The organism is Pseudomonas sivasensis (assembly GCF_013778505.1).
Lineage (GTDB): Bacteria > Pseudomonadota > Gammaproteobacteria > Pseudomonadales > Pseudomonadaceae > Aquipseudomonas > Aquipseudomonas sivasensis.
This window is the reverse complement of record NZ_JAAOWU010000014.1, coordinates 40500-58265: the sequence shown is the minus strand read 5'-3', so window position 1 is coordinate 58265 and position 17766 is coordinate 40500. Positions and strand designations below refer to the sequence as shown.

Genomic DNA, 17766 nt, shown 5'->3' with positions numbered 1-17766 from the left:
GCCCTCATTACATTTGCGCCGCCCCTCCCCGCCCATTCGTTTGCAGGAGAACGGCCATGAGCGCTGTGATCGATGACCATGGACACACCAGTGACCATGCCCACGGCCCCGCCAAGGGGTTGATGCGTTGGGTGCTGACCACCAACCACAAAGACATCGGCACGATGTACCTGTGGTTCGCCTTCACGATGTTCCTGCTGGGCGGTTCGTTCGCCATGGTGATCCGTGCCGAACTGTTCCAGCCCGGGTTGCAGATCGTCGAACCGGCATTTTTCAACCAGATGACCACCATGCACGGCCTGATCATGGTGTTCGGCGCGGTGATGCCGGCATTTGTCGGCCTGGCCAACTGGATGATCCCGCTGATGATCGGCGCGCCCGACATGGCCTTGCCGCGCATGAACAACTTCAGCTTCTGGCTGTTGCCAGCGGCTTTCCTGTTGCTGGTCTCGACGCTGTTCACCCCTGGCGGCGGCCCGAACTTCGGCTGGACCTTCTACGCCCCGCTCTCCACCACCTACGCGCCGGAAAGCGTGACGTTCTTCATTTTCGCCATCCACCTGATGGGCATCAGTTCGATTATGGGCGCGATCAACGTGGTCGCTACCATCCTCAACCTGCGCGCGCCGGGCATGACGTTGATGAAGATGCCGCTGTTCGTGTGGACCTGGCTGATTACCGCTTTCCTGCTGATTGCGGTGATGCCGGTGCTGGCTGGTTGCGTGACCATGATGCTGATGGACATTCACTTCGGCACGAGCTTCTTTAGTGCGGCTGGCGGTGGTGATCCGGTGCTGTTCCAGCACGTGTTCTGGTTCTTTGGTCATCCGGAGGTGTACATCATGATCCTGCCGGCCTTCGGCGCCGTCAGTTCGATCATTCCGACCTTCTCGCGCAAGCCGCTGTTCGGCTACACCTCAATGGTTTACGCCACGGCAAGCATCGCGTTCCTGTCGTTTATCGTGTGGGCGCACCATATGTTCGTGGTCGGTATCCCGCTGGTGGGCGAATTGTTCTTCATGTACGCCACGTTGCTGATCGCCGTGCCGACCGGGGTAAAGGTGTTCAACTGGGTCAGCACCATGTGGCAAGGCTCGCTCACATTCGAGACGCCTATGTTGTTTGCGGTGGCCTTCGTGATCCTGTTCACCATCGGCGGCTTCTCCGGGTTGATGCTGGCGATTGCCCCGGCTGATTTCCAGTACCACGACACCTACTTTGTGGTGGCGCACTTCCATTACGTACTGGTGCCCGGCGCGATCTTCGGGATCTTCGCGTCGGCCTACTACTGGCTGCCGAAATGGACCGGCCACATGTACGACGAAACCCTGGGCAAGCTGCACTTCTGGCTGTCTTTCGTGGGCATGAACATGGCGTTCTTCCCGATGCACTTTGTGGGGCTGGCCGGTATGCCGCGTCGGGTGCCGGACTACAACCTGCAGTTCGCCGACTTCAACATGGTCTCGTCGATTGGCGCGTTTATGTTTGGCGCCACGCAGATCTTCTTTTTGTTCATCGTGATCAAGTGCATTCGAGGTGGCCCGCCGGCGCCGGCCAAGCCGTGGGATGGCGCTGAAGGCCTGGAGTGGAGCATTCCTTCGCCTGCGCCGTACCACACGTTCACCACGCCGCCGGAGGTCAAATGAACCGGTTGCCACACAGCAACTGTGAGGGCGGCAAGCACCCTCACGCATTGATCGCATTCGCTTCAGGGGTGTGTCATGGCTGAATCCCTGCCCCTCAAGCGTTTGGTCACTCGCCTGCTGATCATGGTCGTGGCGATGTTCGCCTTTGGTTTCGCCCTGGTGCCGATCTACGACGTGATGTGCAAGGCGTTTGGCATCAACGGCAAGACTGCCGGGCAGTATGAAGGCGAGCAGATCGTCGACCCGACGCGCCAGGTGCGGGTGCAGTTCCTGTCTACAAACGCCATCGACATGGTCTGGGACTTCTACGCCAAGGCGGACGAGGTGGTGGTCAACCCAGGCGCTGTGACCGAGATGCTGTTCGTGGCCCACAACCCCACTGACAAGCCGATGACCGCCCAGGCCGTGCCAAGTATTTCCCCGGCCGAAGCGGCGATGTACTTCCACAAGACCGAGTGTTTTTGCTTCACCCAGCAAGTGCTGCAGCCAGGCCAGCGTATCGAGATGCCCGTGCGTTTCATCGTCGATCGAGACATGCCCAAGGATGTGAAGCATTTGACCCTGGCGTACACGCTATTTGATATCACTGCGCGCCAACCGCCCGTGGCTTTGCATACCGGCGGCTAGCTACTGTTTGCCCCCTCAATCGGGAGAGTGAATACATGTCGAATCATGATACGTACTACGTACCGGCACAAAGCAAGTGGCCGATAATTGCCACGTTTGGCCTGCTGATCACCGTGTATGGCCTGGGCGTGTGGTTCAACGATCTCAAGGCTGCTCGCCCGGAATCCCACGGCCCGTGGATCTTTTTCGTTGGTGGGCTGCTGCTGGCCTATATGTTGTTCGGCTGGTTCGGTGCGGTGATCAAAGAAAGCCGCGCGGGTTTGTACAGTCCGCAGATGGACCGCTCGTTTCGCTGGGGGATGAGCTGGTTCATCTTTTCCGAAGTGATGTTCTTCATCGCCTTCTTCGGTGCGCTGTTTTATGTGCGGCACATGTCCGCGCCCTGGCTGGCCGGTGAAGGCTCAAAGGGCGTTGCGCACATGCTGTGGCCGAATTTCGAATTTGCCTGGCCATTGCTCAACAACCCTGACCCGAAACTCTATCCCGCCCCCGAGGGCACCATCAGCCCGTGGGGCTTGCCGCTGGTCAACACCATCCTGCTGGTGAGCTCCAGCGTGACCATCACCATCGCCCACCATGCCTTGCGCAAAGGCCATCGTGGCGCGCTGAAAATCTGGTTGGCGCTTACCGTGCTGCTGGGCCTGGCGTTTCTCGGGTTCCAGGCCGAGGAATACATCCACGCCTATAAAGAGCTGGGCCTGACGCTGGGCTCCGGTGTGTATGGCGCGACGTTCTTTATGCTCACCGGATTCCACGGTGCCCACGTGACCATCGGCACGATCATTTTGTTTGTGATGCTGATGCGCATCATGCGTGGCCACTTCAACGCCGAGCACCAGTTTGGTTTCGAGGCAGCCAGTTGGTATTGGCACTTTGTGGATGTGGTGTGGATCGGGCTTTTTTTCTTCGTCTACGTACTGTGAGGCGTCTTACCACGGCGCGTGAGAAACCAGCTGGCCGCTGAAAAATCCCCAGGTGATCAGCATGAGGGTGATCACGGCCAGTACGACACGCACGGTCAAGGCAGTGACGAGGCGGTTGGAGTTGCCTTCGTCCTTGACCAGAAAGAACAGGCCACTGAACAGGCTCACAACAGTCGCGATCAGCATCAGGGCAATGGCTGCTTTGAGCATGGTCTGGCTCCTGGATTTTGATGGGCATTGATGAAGAGCGGCGGGCAATGAAAACAAGTATAGCCACCGCCATAAAACAGTTTCGCCCCGGTATTGCGCCGACATTGGTGGTGTTGGTGCTGCTGCCGTTGATGGTGGGATTGGGTTGCTGGCAGCTGTCGCGCGGGCATGAAAAGCAGCTGTTGCTCGACAGCTATGCCGAGCGCCGCGCGGCTGAGCCGATGAGCAGTGAACAACTCAATGACACGGCAGACCCGGCGTTTCGCCGTGTGCATCTGCGTGGTCAATTCGACGCCGACCATAGCGTCTTGCTCGACAATCGCATGCGCAATGGCAAGGCCGGTGTCGAGTTGCTGCAACCCTTCCACGATCAGGCCAGCGGCCTGTGGCTACTGCTCAATCGCGGCTGGCTGCCCTGGCCGGACCGCCGCACACCGCCCGCCTTCACCACACCAGAGCAGCCGTTGAATATTGATGCGTGGGTGTACGTCGCCCCTGGCGAAACCTTCCAACTGCATGCCGACCCCGCAGCCACGCAATGGCCGCGATTACTCACGGCGCTGCATCCCGCAGCGCTTTGGACAGAGTTGGGCCGCAGTGGCTTTGCCTACGAACTGCGCGCTGAAGCCGGCCCCGGTACCTACGAAACGACTTGGCCGGTGGTCGCCATGGGCCCGGAGAAACACCTGGCCTATGCCGTGCAGTGGTTCGCCATGGCGCTGGCGCTGCTGGTTCTTTACCTCTATCTCGGATCGCATAACAAGAAGGAGAAGCCCCATGGGAGCGGCCACGAATCCACTCAACATGTCTGACCTGCCCGATCGGCGCAAAGGCCGCTGGCAACTGCTGCTGATCCTGCTGATGGTGATCGGCCCGATGGTGCTGGCCACGTTTATGTACAAGCTGCAGTTCTGGGTGCCGGACAGCCGCAGTTATCACGGCGAGATGATCGGCAATGGCCAGACCCGCGCCGATATCGGCGTGCAGGCGGATGAACAGCGCTGGCAACTGCTGGTGACTGCGCCCGCCGCCTGCGCCGCCGATTGCCAGCAGTTGGTGTACCTCGCGCGGCAATTGCAGATCGGCCTGGGGCGCGATGCCTCGCGCGCCAGTCACGCGTTGGCCGGTGCGCAACCGGTCGGTGCCGATTACGAAGCCAAGCTGAAAGCCGAATACCCGCAATTGCAGCGCTATCAACTGGACCTTTCGACGTTTAACAAAAACGCTGCCGCGCCGGGCGATGCGCAACTGTGGATCGTCGACCCCCACGGCAACCTGGTGCTGCGCTACGACGCCAAGGTCAAGGGCAAGGACCTGCTCAACGACCTGCGCCACCTGCTGAAATTGTCGAACATCGGATAAGGGCATCGTCATGGCCAAACCTGGATTTCGCCTCGCGTTGTTTGCCACCTTGCTGGCGCTGATCGTCGTGCTGCTCGGCGCCTATACCCGCCTGACTCACGCCGGCCTCGGTTGCCCGGACTGGCCGGGTTGTTATGGTTTTATCAGCGTGCCGCAAAGTGAAGCCCAGTTGGCCCATGCCGAATTGCATTTTCCTGACACGCCAGTGGAGGCCGACAAAGGCTGGGCCGAAATGACCCATCGCTACTTCGCTGGCACTCTGGGTCTTTTGATTGCGTTGTTGGCGGCGCGCTCTTGGAGTCATCGGCGTGACCCAGGCCAGCCGGTCAAGTTGCCGTTGTTTCTGCTGGCGGTGGTGTTTGCCCAGGCGGCGTTTGGGATGTGGACGGTGACCTTGAAGCTGTGGCCGCAGGTGGTGACAGGCCATCTGCTTGGCGGCTTTGCCACCTTGAGTCTGCTGTTTTTGCTGACCTTGCGCCTGTCCGGTGTACTGCCCGCGCTAATCGTGCCCAAGCGCCTGCAATATTGGGCGACGGCTGGTTTGGTGCTGGTGATCGGACAGATTGCGCTCGGTGGTTGGGTCAGCTCCAATTACGCGGCCGTGGCCTGTGTCGACTTGCCCACGTGCCATGGACAGTGGTGGCCGGCGGCAGACTTTGCCAATGGCTTTCACCTGACCCAACACATAGGCCCAAATTATTTGGGCGGCCAGCTCGACAGCGAGGCGCGCACGGCCATTCACCTGACCCATCGTATAGGCGCAGTACTCGTGACCCTGGTCCTGCTCGGCCTGGCCTGGCAACTGCGCGCGGTGGGCATGACGCGTCTGTCGGGCTTGTTGCTGATCGCCCTCGGCGTGCAAATCTGCCTGGGGTTGAGCAATGTGATGTTCGGCCTGCCGCTGGCAGTAGCGGTCGGGCATAACGCGGGCGGTGCCGGGTTGCTGCTGACCCTGGTGCTGGTCAATTACCACGCCCGCACCAGCCTGGTTCGGGTGCGCAATCAGTTGCCGTTCGGCTGGCGCTTCATCCCGCGCAAACACGTATCAGGCCTCATCACCCTTAAAGGAGAGATGCCATGGCGACCTTGATCGGCGCGCGTCACGATCAGGCGATCTGGCGTGACTATCTAGAGCTGACCAAGCCGAAAGTAGTGGTGCTGATGCTCATCACGTCCCTGGTGGGAATGTTCCTCGCCACCCGCGCGGGCGTACCGTGGACGGTGCTGATTTTTGGCAACTTGGGCATTGCCCTGTGCGCGGGCGGCGCGGCGGCCGTCAACCATGTCGTGGATCGGCGGATCGATGCGGTGATGGCACGCACTCACAAGCGGCCCCTGGCGGAGGGTCGGGTGTCGCCGGTTGCGGCGCTGGCCTTTGCATTGTTTTTGGCTGTTGCAGGGCTGGGCCTGTTGCTGGCGTTCACCAATGCCCTGGCGGCGTGGCTGACCTTGGCCTCGCTGCTCGGCTACGCCGTGATCTACACCGGATTCCTAAAGCGCGCGACGCCGCAGAATATTGTCATCGGCGGGTTGGCTGGCGCTGCACCGCCGCTGTTGGGTTGGGTCGCCGTCACCGGTCACATCAGCGCTGAACCGCTGCTGCTGGTGCTGATCATCTTCGCTTGGACCCCGCCGCACTTTTGGGCCCTGGCCATCCACCGCAAAGAGGAATACGCCAAGGCCGACATCCCCATGCTGCCAGTGACTCACGGCGAGCACTACACCAAGGTGCATATCCTGCTCTACACCTTTGCCCTACTGGCGGTGAGCTTGATGCCCTACGTGATCCATATGAGCGGCCCACTGTACCTGGCGTGCGCGCTGGTATTGGGCGCACGCTTTCTGCAATGGGCCTGGGTGTTGTACCGTGGCGGTCGGCCGCACGCGGCGATCAACACCTTCAAGTACTCTATCTGGTACTTGTTCCTGCTGTTTATCGCCCTGCTCGTAGACCACTACCTACTGTTGAACCTATGACTCGAACTCAAAAAACCGTCTTCATCCTGGTGGCCATCGTCGCGTTGATCATGGGCCTGACCGTCAACAAAGTGCTTAGCGGAAAAGGCCAGGGCGACCCCACCGCGCTGATCGACGCCGGCATCATCCTGCTGCCGCAAAGCCGTCAGCTTCCGCCTGTGACCATGACAAATCAGGACGGCCAGCCGGTGGCGTTCAACGAGTTGAAGGGGAAGTGGAGCCTGTTGTTCTTCGGCTACACGTTCTGCCCGGATATCTGCCCGACCACCCTCGCCCAATTGCGCCAGATCAAAAGCGAACTGCCGAAAGAGGCTGTGGATAAGTTGCAAGTGATTCTGGTCAGCGTCGACCCGCATCGCGATACGCCGACTCAGCTCAAGCAGTACTTGGGCTACTTCGATCCGCAGTTTATGGGCCTGACCGGCGCGAATGTGGAGGATGTGCAGAAGGTGTCGAATGCGGTGAGCATCCCGTTTATTCCGGCAGATACCAGCAAGCCGAACTACACCGTCGATCACAGCGGTAACCTGGCGCTCATCGGCCCGGATGGCACGCAGCGTGGGTTTATTCGTTCGCCGTTGAACAACCAGAAATTGGTGGCGCAGTTGCCGGGGTTGTTGCAGCGCAATTAGATGCACCCCCAAAACAAATGTGGGAGGTGGCTTGCTCCCGATTGCTGAGTGCCAGTCACTGCATCTGGTGACTGACCCACTGCTATCGGGGGCAAGCCCCCTCCCACATTGTTTGATCTCTGGTGTATTGGAGATCGGGTAGATCAGAACGCCGGCTTGATCGCGCCTTTGTACTTCTCTTCGATGAATTGCTTCACTTCAGGCGTGTGCAGGGCAGCTACCAGCTTCTTCACTGCGTACGAATCCTTGTTGTCTTCGCGGGTGACCAGGATGTTCACGTAAGGCGAGTCGCTGCCTTCGATCACCAATGCATTCTTGGACGGGTCCAGCTTGGCTTCCAAGGCGTAGTTGGTGTTGATCAACGCCAGGTCGACCTGGGTCAGCACGCGCGGCAGGGTGGCGGCTTCCAGTTCGCGGAACTTCAGGTTTTTCGGGTTTTCGGTGATGTCTTTGATGGTCGACAGGATGTTGGTCGAGTCCTTCAATTTGATCACGCCGGCTTTATCCAGCAGCAACAGCGCGCGGCCGCCGTTGGTGGCGTCGTTAGGGATCACGACGTTGGCACCGCTTGGCAGCTCGTCCAGCTTTTTGTACTTGCTGGAGTAGGCGCCCAGAGGCTCCAAATGCACCGCGCCGACGCTCACCAGGTGAGTGCCCTTGGCTTTGTTGAATTCATCCAGGTACGGCTGGTGCTGGAAGAAATTAGCGTCCAGGCGTTTTTCCGCTACCTGTACGTTGGGCTGTACGTAGTCGGTGAAGACTTTGACCTGCAGGTCCACGCCTTCTTTGGCGAGGGCAGGTTTCACGAATTCCAGGATTTCCGCGTGGGGTACCGGCGAAGCAGCGACCGTCAGGGTCTCGGCATGGGCGGAAAACGCGGCAACGGCGGCGAAAGCAACCAGTAGTTTTTTCATCCAACAAGCTCCTTGTTCGGGCATGTGCCGGCTTTTGGCCGGCAATGGCCGTTATTTTCGAGAAAAGTGCACCACCAGCCTGTCGCCGACGGTTTGCAGAATTTGCACCAGGATCAACAGCATCACCACGGTGACCACCATCACATCGGTCTGGAAACGCTGGTAACCGAAACGGATCGCCAGGTCGCCCAGGCCGCCAGCGCCGACCACACCGGCCATGGCCGTGTAGGACACCAGCGTAATCGCCGTCACCGTAATCGCCGCGAAGATGCCGGGGCGTGCTTCGGGCAACAGTGCATTGGTGATGATCTGGCGAGTGGTTGCGCCCATGGACTGGGTGGCTTCGATAATGCCGCGGTCCACTTCACGCAAGGCGGTTTCCACCAGACGCGCGAAGAATGGCGTGGCGCCCACCACCAGCGGCGGGATTGCACCGGCCACGCCCAGCGAGGTGCCGGTGATCAGTACGGTGAACGGGATCATCACAATCAGCAGGATGATGAACGGCAGCGAGCGCAGGATATTCACGATCAGCGACAGCAGCGCGTACAGCCCTTTTTGCTCGAACAGCTGGCGCGGGCTGGTCAGGAACAGCAGCACGCCCAACGGCAGGCCTAGTAGCACGGTAAAAAACAGCGAACCGAACAGCATGATCATGGTGTCGCCGGTGGCGAGCCAGATTTCGGACCAGTCGATATTGGCGAAGAAACTCAGGAAGATTTCCATTAGCGCAGCACCTCCATGTGGACGTCTGCGGCGGTGAAGCGGGCAAAGGCCGCTTCCATGTCACCGCCGGTGACCGCGAGGGTCAGTTGCCCATAAGGGATGTCTTTGATGCGGTCGATACGGCCGGCGAGGATGCTGTAGTCCACACCCGTTTCGCGGGCGACGGTACCCAGCAGCGGCGCGTAGGTTGCGTCGCCCTGGAACGTCAGACGTACGATGCGGCCCGGTACGTGGGCGAAGTCATCACGCTGCTCGCCTTCGTCGACCTGTTCGGCTTCTTGTACAAAACGTTTGGTGGTCGGGTGCTTGGGATGCAGGAAAACGTCGGCTACCGAACCTTGCTCGACGATCACGCCGGCGTCCATCACGGCCACCTGGTCGCATACGCGGCGGATCACGTCCATTTCATGGGTGATCAGCACGATGGTCAGCTTCAGCTCGCGGTTGATCTCAGCCAACAGTTGCAGGACCGACGCGGTGGTCTGTGGGTCAAGGGCGCTGGTGGCTTCGTCGCACAGCAAGATCTTTGGCTTGGTCGCCAGGGCGCGGGCGATGCCGACGCGCTGCTTCTGGCCGCCGGACAATTGCGCGGGGTACTTTTTGGCGTGGTCCGACAAGCCGACGCGGGCGAGCAGTTCAGCCACGCGCAGGTCGATGTCTTTACGCGACAGTTCTCCGGCCAGGGTCAGTGGCAATGCCACGTTATCGGCGACGGTCTTGGACGCCAGCAGGTTGAAGTGCTGGAAGATCATCCCGACCTGCTGGCGGAAGCGGCGCAGGCCGTTGGCGTCCAGGGCGGTGACTTCTTCGCCGTCGACCGTGATCTGGCCGCCACTGGGCTCTTCCAGGCGGTTGATCAGGCGCAGCAAGGTGCTTTTACCCGCACCCGAGTGGCCAATCAGGCCAAACACCTGGCCGTTTTCGACGCGCAGACTGGTGGGGTGCAGTGCGGGGATATCCTTACCGGCGACGCGGTAGGTTTTATGGACGTTTTGAAACTCGATCACGTAGCGAACCTTGTGGGGCGCATTGAAAAGGGATCAGCGGTTAGCCGGGCGCGCATTTTAGCCTGTCCATCTAGTGTTTCTTAGCATTTATTTCGCATTCAACCTGCGATTTGGCAATAACGCGATCAAAGGTCATAAAAAAGGAACGGCCCAAAACCCCATCAGTCACTACTTAAGCAACTCGATTTCCCAGGTGCCGTGCCTGGGGTTTTGCTCAAACGAGCCGGGCACCGCTCTGGCCACTTTGAATAAGGAGTTTTGACTGATGAGTACCAAGAAGCCAGCCACACCGCCGAAGAGTGACCTTGCGGGCACCGATACCCTGGATCGTGGTAACACCAACGCCAAATTACACAGCCTGGAACAGTTTCGCTCAGACGCCACTGGCCAAGCCTTGCGCACCAACCAAGGTGTGAAGATTTCCGACAACCAGAACAGCTTGAAGGTCGGCGCGCGAGGGCCTTCGCTGCTGGAAGATTTCATCATGCGTGAAAAGATCACGCATTTTGACCATGAACGCATCCCCGAGCGCATCGTGCATGCCCGGGGTACGGGCGCCCATGGTTATTTCCAATCCTATGAGAACCATTCGGCGCTGACCAAGGCCGGCTTCCTACGCGACCCTGGGCATAAAACCCCGGTGTTCGTGCGTTTTTCCACCGTGCAAGGCCCACGTGGTTCCGGCGATACGGTGCGTGACGTGCGTGGCTTTGCCGTGAAGTTCTTCACTGATGAAGGCAACTTCGACCTGGTGGGCAACAACATGCCAGTGTTCTTCATTCAGGACGCGATCAAATTTCCGGACTTTGTGCACGCGGTAAAACCTGAGCCGCACAACGAGATTCCTACCGGCGGCTCGGCGCACGACACCTTCTGGGATTTCGTCTCTCTGCAACCGGAGTCGGCACACATGGTGATCTGGGCCATGTCCGACCGGGCTATTCCTAAAAGCCTACGGAGCATGCAGGGTTTTGGCGTACATACGTTCCGCTTTATCAATGCCGAAGGCGTCTCCAATTTCGTTAAGTTTCACTGGCGCCCTACCGCCGGTACCTGTTCGTTGGTGTGGGACGAAGCACAAAAACTCGCAGGTAAAGACACCGACTACCACCGTCGCGACCTGTGGGAGTCCATTGAAACCGGTGATTACCCTGAGTGGGAACTGGGCGTACAGGTAATCCCTGAAGACAAGGAACACGCCTTCGACTTCGACATTCTCGACCCGACGAAGCTGATTCCGGAGGAATTGGTGCCGATTACGCCGCTGGGCAAAATGGTGCTGAACCGCAACCCGGATAACTTCTTTGCTGAAGTTGAGCAGGTGGCGTTCTGCCCTGGGCATATCGTTCCGGGCATCGACTTCTCCAATGACCCACTGCTGCAGGGGCGCCTGTTTTCCTACACCGACACGCAGATCAGTCGCCTGGGCGGCCCGAACTTTCATGAGTTGCCGATCAATCGGCCGGTAGCGCCATTTCATAACGGCCAGCGCGATGCTATGCACCGCACGGTGATTGACAAGGGGCGTGCTGCCTACGAGCCCAATTCGATCGATGGCGGTTGGCCGAAAGAAACGCCACCTGCGGCGCAGGACGGTGGTTTCGAGTCGTACTACGAGCGTGTTGATGCCAATAAAGTGCGTGAGCGCAGTGAATCGTTCGGCGACCACTTCTCTCAGGCGCGCCTGTTTTTCCGCAGCATGAGCAAGCATGAGCAAGAGCACATCATTGCGGCGTACAGCTTTGAGCTGGGCAAGGTCGAGCGTGAGTTTATTCGTGCGCGGCAGGTCAACGAGATCCTGGCCAATATTGACCTGGAACTGGCCAAGCGCGTGGCGCAGAACCTCGGCCTGCCGGTACCGAAAAAGGGCACAGTGGAAGAGCGCGAGACCGCGTTGGCACGCTCGCCTGCTTTGAGCCAGGCGAACTTGCTGCCTGCGGATATCAAGACGCGCAAGGTGGCGATCTTGGCGGCGAATGGCGTGGACGGCGTGGCGATTGCGGCATTGAAGAAGGCCTTGGAAGCCGAGGGTGCGCACGCCAAATTGCTGGGTCCAACCTCGGCACCGGTCACCACGGCGGATGGCAAGAGCCTGCCGGTGGACGCGACGATGGAAGGAATGCCGTCCATCGCGTTTGATGCGGTCTTTGTGCCTGGCGGTAAAGAGTCAGTGAAGGCGTTGAGCGCGGATGGTGTGGCGTTGCACTACGTGCTGGAGGCTTACAAGCACTTGAAGGCTATTACCGTCGCCACTGATGCCAAGTCGCTGTTGGATCTGTTGAAGCTTGAGGTGGATGCGGGGCTGATCGTGGGGTCGGATGCGAAGGCGTTCAAAGCGTTCTTTGCCGCGATTGGGCAGCATCGGGTATGGGATCGTGAGCCTAAGGCCAAAGCGATTCCGGCTTAACTAATTGGGTGTCTGTTAGACCGCTATCGGGAGCAAGCCCCCTCCCACATTTTGAACTGTGAATACACTCAAAATGTGGGAGGGGGCTTGCTCCCGATGCGTTTATTGCGCCTTGCGCGGAATCAACACAACCTGCGCCGGGATGTGTTTCAGAATCTGCCTGTGAATCTTCAGCTCATACGCCGAATCAATGCGTTTCACCCGTTTGGTCAGCAGCGTAGCCAACCACGGGTAATCCTCGGTGCGTGGCGCCTGAATGCTCACGTCGCACTGGTAATTCACCACGTCGGTGGCAATCGCATCCAGTTGATGGCGCAATTCTTCGATATTGGTGAGGTTCAAGGCCACCGTGGTGCTGGGCGCCGCCGGGTCGATGACCTTGGCGGCGGGCTTGGCCTCGGCGGCCTTGAGCGCCTCTTCGGCTTTATCCAGTTCGACCTTGCGGGCGTGGGTAATAGCGCTGTTGACGCCGCCGGTCAGGGCTGGCGCCTTGGGCATCAGCGCGCGGGCGCGGCTCAGGGCGGTGGCGGCGGCGTTGACGTCACCTTTTTGCAGCACGATCTGGCTGCGCTGCAGGTAGGCTTCGGCCAATTGGCGCTGATAAGGCTCTAGTGTCGGGTCGTTAGGCGACTGGGCCTGCAACGCTGCCAACTGGTCTTCGGCAGTGGCAAGCTCGCTGCTGGCGAGGTTTTGCTCCAGCTGCGCGATGGCCGCAGCACGTGGGTCCGGAGCCTCGGGGGCCGCGGGCGGTGTGCTTTGGCAGGCGCCCAGCAGCAGGGAAAATGCGGCAAGGAGCAGATAACGGGAGGTGAACGGCTTCATTCCTGCGACTCTCTATTTGCGCAAAAAGCGAGCAAGTCTACACCCCTCGACGGGGCAGGACAAAACTCAGCAGAAACAGGGCGGCGGCCGCGACCACAATCGATGGTCCGGCTGGCGTGTCCTTGAACCAGGACAGCGCCAGGCCTCCGCACACTGCTAGCATCCCCAGAAGGCTTGCACCGATGGCCATCTGCTCGGGTGAGCGGGCGTGGCGTTGGGCGGCGGCGGCGGGGATGATCAGCAGCGACGTGATCAACAATACGCCGACAATCTTCATCGCGACAGCGATCACCACGGCGATCAACAACATTAGGGCCATGCGCAAAGCCGATACGGGCAAGCCTTCGACCCTGGCCAGTTCTTCATGCACCGTGATTGCCAGCAGTGGGCGCCACAGGACTACCAGAAGCACCAGAACAGCAGCACTGCCGCCGAGGATCCAGGCCAGGTCCGTTGGGCTGATCGCCAACAGATCGCCGAACAGATAGGCCATCAGGTCGATGCGGACTTCATGCATAAAGCTCAGTACGACCAGGCCTAGTGACAACGTGCTCGGCGCCAGAATGCCCAGCAGGGTGTCCGAGGCCAGCGGCTGGCGCTGTTGCAGGGTTACCAGCAGCACCGCCAGCAGCAGGCAGCCCACGGTCACGGCGATGGTCGGGCTTACATCCAGCAGGAAACCCATCGCCACGCCCAGCAGCGCGGCGTGGGACAAGGTGTCGCCAAAGTACGCCATGCGACGCCAGACCACGAATGAGCCCAGCGGGCCAGCCACTAGCGCCAAAGCCAAGCCTGCCAGCAGGGCGTAAAGCAGAAAATCAGCCATGCTTGCAGCTATCTCCATGAACGTGGGTATGAGGTGTGGCCGGATCGTCAACCACAGCGCCATGCAGGTCATGGGCGTGGTCGTGATGGTGGTGGTAGATCGCCAGGCTCTGGGCATTTTTGCCGAACAACTCGACAAACGCCGGGTCGCCGCTGACCTGTTCCGGGTGGCCGGAGCAGCACACGTGGCGGTTGAGGCACACCACTTGGTCAGTGGTGCTCATGACCAGGTGCAGGTCGTGAGAGACCATCAGCACGCCGCAGCCGTGGCGGTCGCGCAGGCGTGTGATCAGGCTGTACAACTCGGCCTGGCCGGCGACATCGACGCCCTGCACGGGCTCATCTAGCACCAGCAACTCGGGCTCGCGCAGCAGGGCGCGGGCCAGCAGTACGCGCTGCATTTCGCCGCCGGAGATGCTCTGCACCGGGCTGTCGATCACTTGTTCGGCGCCGACTTCCTTAAGTGCAGCCTGTGCGCGGACACGGTCTACGCCAGGCACCAGGCGCAGGAAGCGAAGTACAGAGAGGGGCAAGGTCGGGTCGACGTGCAGCTTCTGCGGCATGTAACCGACGCGCAGCTTGGGCTTGCGCCATACGCTACCGCTGTCGGGCTTGAGCAGACCAAGCACGGCACGCACCAGGGTGGTCTTGCCGGCGCCATTTGGGCCGATCAGGGTAACGATCTGCCCCGGCTCTACGCTCAGTGCGATGTTATCCAGCACGCTTTGCCCGGCGAACGTGACCCCAACCTGCTCCAGTCGGATTAACGCGTTGCTCATCAAGCCCCCTGGCAGCCCGCGCACAGGCCGACCACTTCGACCGTTTGCCCTTCGACCCTGAAGCCAACGTCGGCGGAGCTTGTGATAATGGCGTCACTGATGCTTTTTTGTTCAAGTTCGATGGCGGCGTGGCACTCGCGACAGATGAGGAACTGACCCTGGTGTGCGTGCTCTGGGTGGTTGCAGCCGACAAAGGCGTTGAGCGATGCGATGCGGTGTACCAGGCCGTTTTCCAACAGGAAGTCCAGCGCGCGGTACACGGTTGGAGGCGCGGCGCGGCGGCCGTCCTGCTCGCTGAGCACGCCCAGAATGTCATAGGCGCCCAGCGGCTTGTGGCTCTGCCACACGAGCTCCAGCACCCGGCGACGCAAGGCGGTCAGGCGCAGGCCTTTCTGCGCACACAGGGTGTCGGCTTCCGACAGCGCGGTGTGCACGCAGTGAGAGTGGTCGTGGGGACGGCTGGCAAGCGGTGTTTTAGGCATGAGCGGCGACAGATATTTGATAGAGACGTTATTATGTTACCCGTTCCTACGTCATTGAGTGGTCATCGTGTCCCGACTTTTTCCCGTTTTTGTCGTTTTCATCACCAGTTTGTTCATCGCAGGCACAGTTCAGGCCGAGGTACGGGTACTCACCAGCATCAAGCCTCTGCAGTTGATAGCCGCGGCTGTGCAGGACGGCGTGGCCGTGCCGGAGGTGTTGTTGCCCCCCGGCGCATCGCCGCATAACTTCGCGTTGCGCCCATCCGACGTACGGCGTGTGCAGTCGGTGGATCTGCTGTACTGGATTGGGCCGGATATGGAGAGTTTCCTGCCTCGCGTGTTGAAAGGTCGTACAGCGACGACGGTAGCGGTGCAAGACTTGCCGGGAATGAAACTGCGTCGTTTCGGTGAAGATAGCCATTCTCACGCTGACGATGCCGACGAACATGACCACGATCACCGCCCGGGCAGCCTGGATGCGCATCTGTGGTTGTCCACGGTAAACGCCCGGGTGATTGCTGCACGTATGGCAGCCGACCTGAGCGCCGCTGACCCAGTGAATGCCGAGCGTTACCAGAGCAACGCAAAGGCGTTTGCCGGCCGTCTGGACGCCCTGGATGCACGCCTGAAAAAACGCATGGCGAGCATCGGCGACAAGCCTTACTTCGTGTTCCACGAAGCCTTTGATTACTTCGAAGATGCTTACGGGCTTAAGCACACCGGCGTGTTCAGCGTCGCCTCCGAAGTACAGCCAGGCGCCCAGCATGTAGCGGCAATGCGTACTCGCTTGCAGGAAGTGGGCAAGACCTGCGTGTTCAGTGAACCGCCGTTGCGCCCGCGCTTGGCAGAGACGCTGGTGGCTGGGCTGCCGGTGAAACTGGCTGAATTGGATGCGTTGGGCGGGTATACACCGGCGACGGCTCAGGGTTATGAGCAGGTGCTGGAGAAGCTGGGGAATGACTTGGCCGGTTGCCTGGAGTCGTTGTAAGCCTCACAACGAAGATCAAATGTGGGAGGGGGCTTGCCCCCGATGAAGGCGCTTCAGTCGATGATAATTTGACTGATGCATCGCCATCGGGGGCAAGCCCCCTCCCACATTTTTGACCGGGTTGGTCCTTAGAGCGCGAATGGCAGGTGGACGGTGACCTGCTGGCGCTGCGCCAACCGATGTTCGAACTCGGCGGGATCGTGAATCAACACGTCCTGGCCGGCAAATGACTCAGCGGCAATCAGCCGTGACAGCCAGAACCGCACGCATGCCACTCGCAACATGGTCGGCCAGAGCTCCGCTTCCTTCGCTGTAAACGGTCGCAGTCCAGCATAAGCGCCCAGCAACGCACGAGCGCGTTGTCCGTCGATCACACCATCGTCATCCGAACACCAGTCATTCAGCGCGATTGCCACGTCGTAGAGCATCGGGCCCGAGCAGGCATTGTAGAAGTCGATCAAGCCCGTCAGGTGTGTACCTTCGAACATTGCATTGTCGCGGAACAGGTCAGCGTGCACGTTGGCGCGCGGCAGGGCGAGAATCTCGGCCTTATGGGCTTCGATTTCAGTCAATGCAGCGTTCAGCAGGCTTTGCTGTGCATCGTTCAAATGCGAAATTAGCTGCGCACCTTCGCTGAGCATCCAGTCCAGGCCGCGATCAGTTTTGCGTTCCAGCACCTTCTCGCCTTGCGTCGCCAAGTGCAGGTGACCAAGCAACTCACCTACTTGGGCGCAATGCTGTGCGTTGGCGTCTTTGATGTGCTTGCCGGCCAGGCGTGGTTGCAGCAGTGCCGGTTTACCCTTCAATTCGCGCAAAGCCATGCCATCGGTGGTCCGCAGGGCGTATGGCACAGGCAGATCGGCGTCGTGGAGCACGTCGAGCAGTTCGATGAAGAACGGCATCTCCGCGACAGGGCCGCGCTCAACGAGGGTCAGGACGAATTCGCCCTGCTCCAGGCTGATAAAGAAATTGGTGTTTTCGCTGCCGGCAGCAATCCCCTGGAAGTCAAGCAGGCGGCCGAGCCCGTAAGGGGCGAGAAAGGTTTCCAGCTCGGGCCGAGCCAGGGGGGTGAACACAGACATGGTTAAAACTGCCATTACGGGCGCCGCTGTGGGCGGCGCCAATTGAAGTTAAGAAATCATTTCCATTCGAAGATCTTCCATGACGGGATCAGCATATCCGGCTGGTCAGAGCGGATGAAGTTTGCGTCGGTTCCGTCCGCGCGCACCAGGAAATAGGGAGGAGCACCTTTAACGGTCACCTTGATTGCATACAGGAATCCGTTTTGACGGTACTCCTGAATAGTCCTGTTGCCTTCCGTGCGAATGGTCACTTCCGGGTCGCCCGAAGGCGCATCGTCTGCCGCCATGGCAGCCATCGGAGCGAGTGCAATCAAGCCAGTCAACAGCAGGCGATTGAATGTACGCATGATAACCTTG

20 protein-coding genes are annotated in these 17766 nt (G+C 59.9%); 10 read left to right on the top strand and 10 right to left on the bottom strand.

Annotated features, from left to right (window positions below; translation table 11 throughout):
- Positions 1-56: 56 nt before the first annotated feature.
- From ctaD to G9Q84_RS21035, 3 genes are all read left to right on the top strand, one after another.
- Positions 57-1646 carry a cytochrome c oxidase subunit I gene (gene ctaD, locus G9Q84_RS21045; protein WP_032885076.1) on the top strand — a complete coding sequence of 530 codons (1590 nt, stop codon included), beginning with the start codon at positions 57-59 and terminating at the stop codon, positions 1644-1646.
- A gap of 75 nt (positions 1647-1721) precedes the next feature.
- Complete coding sequence (locus G9Q84_RS21040; RefSeq protein WP_181644033.1) at positions 1722-2273, top strand: cytochrome c oxidase assembly protein; 552 nt, start codon at positions 1722-1724, stop codon at positions 2271-2273.
- Positions 2274-2308: 35 nt separating this feature from the next.
- On the top strand, positions 2309-3196 hold the full coding sequence (locus tag G9Q84_RS21035; protein ID WP_181644032.1) for a cytochrome c oxidase subunit 3: 888 nt from the start codon (positions 2309-2311) through the stop codon (positions 3194-3196).
- Between the two features lie 6 nt (positions 3197-3202).
- Here G9Q84_RS21035 and G9Q84_RS21030 read toward each other — a convergent pair whose 3' ends face one another.
- On the bottom strand, positions 3203-3406 hold the full coding sequence (locus G9Q84_RS21030; protein WP_032885073.1) for a twin transmembrane helix small protein: 204 nt from the start codon (positions 3404-3406) through the stop codon (positions 3203-3205).
- A 47-nt stretch (positions 3407-3453) separates the two neighbouring features.
- Here G9Q84_RS21030 and G9Q84_RS21025 point away from each other — a divergent pair, with 47 nt between their 5' ends.
- From G9Q84_RS21025 to G9Q84_RS21005, 5 genes are read left to right on the top strand one after another with little or no spacing between them, the layout of a single operon-like run.
- Positions 3454-4218, top strand: coding sequence for an SURF1 family protein (locus G9Q84_RS21025; RefSeq protein ID WP_181644031.1), 765 nt, complete (start codon positions 3454-3456; stop codon positions 4216-4218).
- Complete coding sequence (locus tag G9Q84_RS21020; protein WP_032885072.1) at positions 4184-4768, top strand: hypothetical protein; 585 nt, start codon at positions 4184-4186, stop codon at positions 4766-4768. The genes G9Q84_RS21025 and G9Q84_RS21020 overlap by 35 nt, the downstream gene beginning before the upstream one ends.
- A 10-nt stretch (positions 4769-4778) precedes the next feature.
- On the top strand, positions 4779-5858 hold the full coding sequence (locus G9Q84_RS21015; RefSeq protein ID WP_032885071.1) for a COX15/CtaA family protein: 1080 nt from the start codon (positions 4779-4781) through the stop codon (positions 5856-5858).
- The gene (gene cyoE / locus G9Q84_RS21010; protein WP_032885070.1) at positions 5846-6745 is read left to right on the top strand and encodes a heme o synthase; all 900 of its coding nucleotides are present in this window, start codon (positions 5846-5848) and stop codon (positions 6743-6745) included. Before G9Q84_RS21015 ends, cyoE begins: the two co-directional genes overlap by 13 nt.
- Complete coding sequence (locus G9Q84_RS21005; RefSeq protein WP_099601832.1) at positions 6742-7377, top strand: SCO family protein; 636 nt, start codon at positions 6742-6744, stop codon at positions 7375-7377. The genes cyoE and G9Q84_RS21005 overlap by 4 nt, the downstream gene beginning before the upstream one ends.
- 143 nt (positions 7378-7520) lie before the next feature.
- Here G9Q84_RS21005 and G9Q84_RS21000 read toward each other — a convergent pair whose 3' ends face one another.
- Genes G9Q84_RS21000 through G9Q84_RS20990 form a run of 3 tightly spaced genes read right to left on the bottom strand, consistent with a single transcriptional unit; the run spans position 7521 to position 10024 of the window.
- Positions 7521-8291, bottom strand: a complete 771-nt coding sequence (locus G9Q84_RS21000; RefSeq protein WP_181644030.1) for a MetQ/NlpA family ABC transporter substrate-binding protein — start codon at positions 8289-8291, stop codon at positions 7521-7523.
- A 51-nt stretch (positions 8292-8342) separates the two neighbouring features.
- Positions 8343-9017, bottom strand: a complete 675-nt coding sequence (locus G9Q84_RS20995; protein ID WP_032885064.1) for a methionine ABC transporter permease — start codon at positions 9015-9017, stop codon at positions 8343-8345.
- On the bottom strand, positions 9017-10024 hold the full coding sequence (locus G9Q84_RS20990; protein WP_032885062.1) for a methionine ABC transporter ATP-binding protein: 1008 nt from the start codon (positions 10022-10024) through the stop codon (positions 9017-9019). Before G9Q84_RS20990 ends, G9Q84_RS20995 begins: the two co-directional genes overlap by 1 nt.
- Before the next feature lie 265 nt (positions 10025-10289).
- Between G9Q84_RS20990 and katE the strand changes: the two genes are divergently transcribed.
- Positions 10290-12431: a catalase HPII gene (katE, locus tag G9Q84_RS20985; RefSeq protein ID WP_099601834.1), complete on the top strand. Its 2142-nt coding sequence runs from the start codon at positions 10290-10292 to the stop codon at positions 12429-12431.
- Between the two features lie 102 nt (positions 12432-12533).
- Here the strand turns inward: katE and G9Q84_RS20980 are convergent, their stop codons facing one another.
- The 4 genes from G9Q84_RS20980 to zur are packed head-to-tail and all read right to left on the bottom strand — an operon-like array spanning position 12534 to position 15339.
- Complete coding sequence (locus tag G9Q84_RS20980) at positions 12534-13253, bottom strand: PA5502 family lipoprotein (protein WP_032885060.1); 720 nt, start codon at positions 13251-13253, stop codon at positions 12534-12536.
- Positions 13254-13290: 37 nt separating this feature from the next.
- Positions 13291-14079, bottom strand: a complete 789-nt coding sequence (gene znuB / locus G9Q84_RS20975; RefSeq protein ID WP_032885058.1) for a zinc ABC transporter permease subunit ZnuB — start codon at positions 14077-14079, stop codon at positions 13291-13293.
- Positions 14072-14857: a zinc ABC transporter ATP-binding protein ZnuC gene (gene znuC / locus G9Q84_RS20970; protein WP_032885056.1), complete on the bottom strand. Its 786-nt coding sequence runs from the start codon at positions 14855-14857 to the stop codon at positions 14072-14074. Before znuC ends, znuB begins: the two co-directional genes overlap by 8 nt.
- Entirely contained in the window at positions 14857-15339 is a 483-nt protein-coding gene (gene zur, locus G9Q84_RS20965; RefSeq protein ID WP_032885055.1) for a zinc uptake transcriptional repressor Zur, read from the bottom strand. Before zur ends, znuC begins: the two co-directional genes overlap by 1 nt.
- A gap of 58 nt (positions 15340-15397) precedes the next feature.
- Between zur and G9Q84_RS20960 the strand changes: the two genes are divergently transcribed.
- A complete protein-coding gene (locus G9Q84_RS20960; protein ID WP_032885054.1) occupies positions 15398-16327 on the top strand; it encodes a zinc ABC transporter substrate-binding protein in 930 nt (309 codons plus the stop codon).
- Between the two features lie 128 nt (positions 16328-16455).
- Here G9Q84_RS20960 and G9Q84_RS20955 read toward each other — a convergent pair whose 3' ends face one another.
- Complete coding sequence (locus G9Q84_RS20955) at positions 16456-17409, bottom strand: homoserine kinase (RefSeq protein ID WP_095185300.1); 954 nt, start codon at positions 17407-17409, stop codon at positions 16456-16458.
- Positions 17410-17465: 56 nt separating this feature from the next.
- Positions 17466-17756 (bottom strand): DUF2782 domain-containing protein, encoded by a 291-nt coding sequence (locus tag G9Q84_RS20950; protein ID WP_032885051.1) that lies wholly within the window; start codon positions 17754-17756, stop codon positions 17466-17468.
- Between the last annotated feature and the right edge of the window lie 10 nt (positions 17757-17766).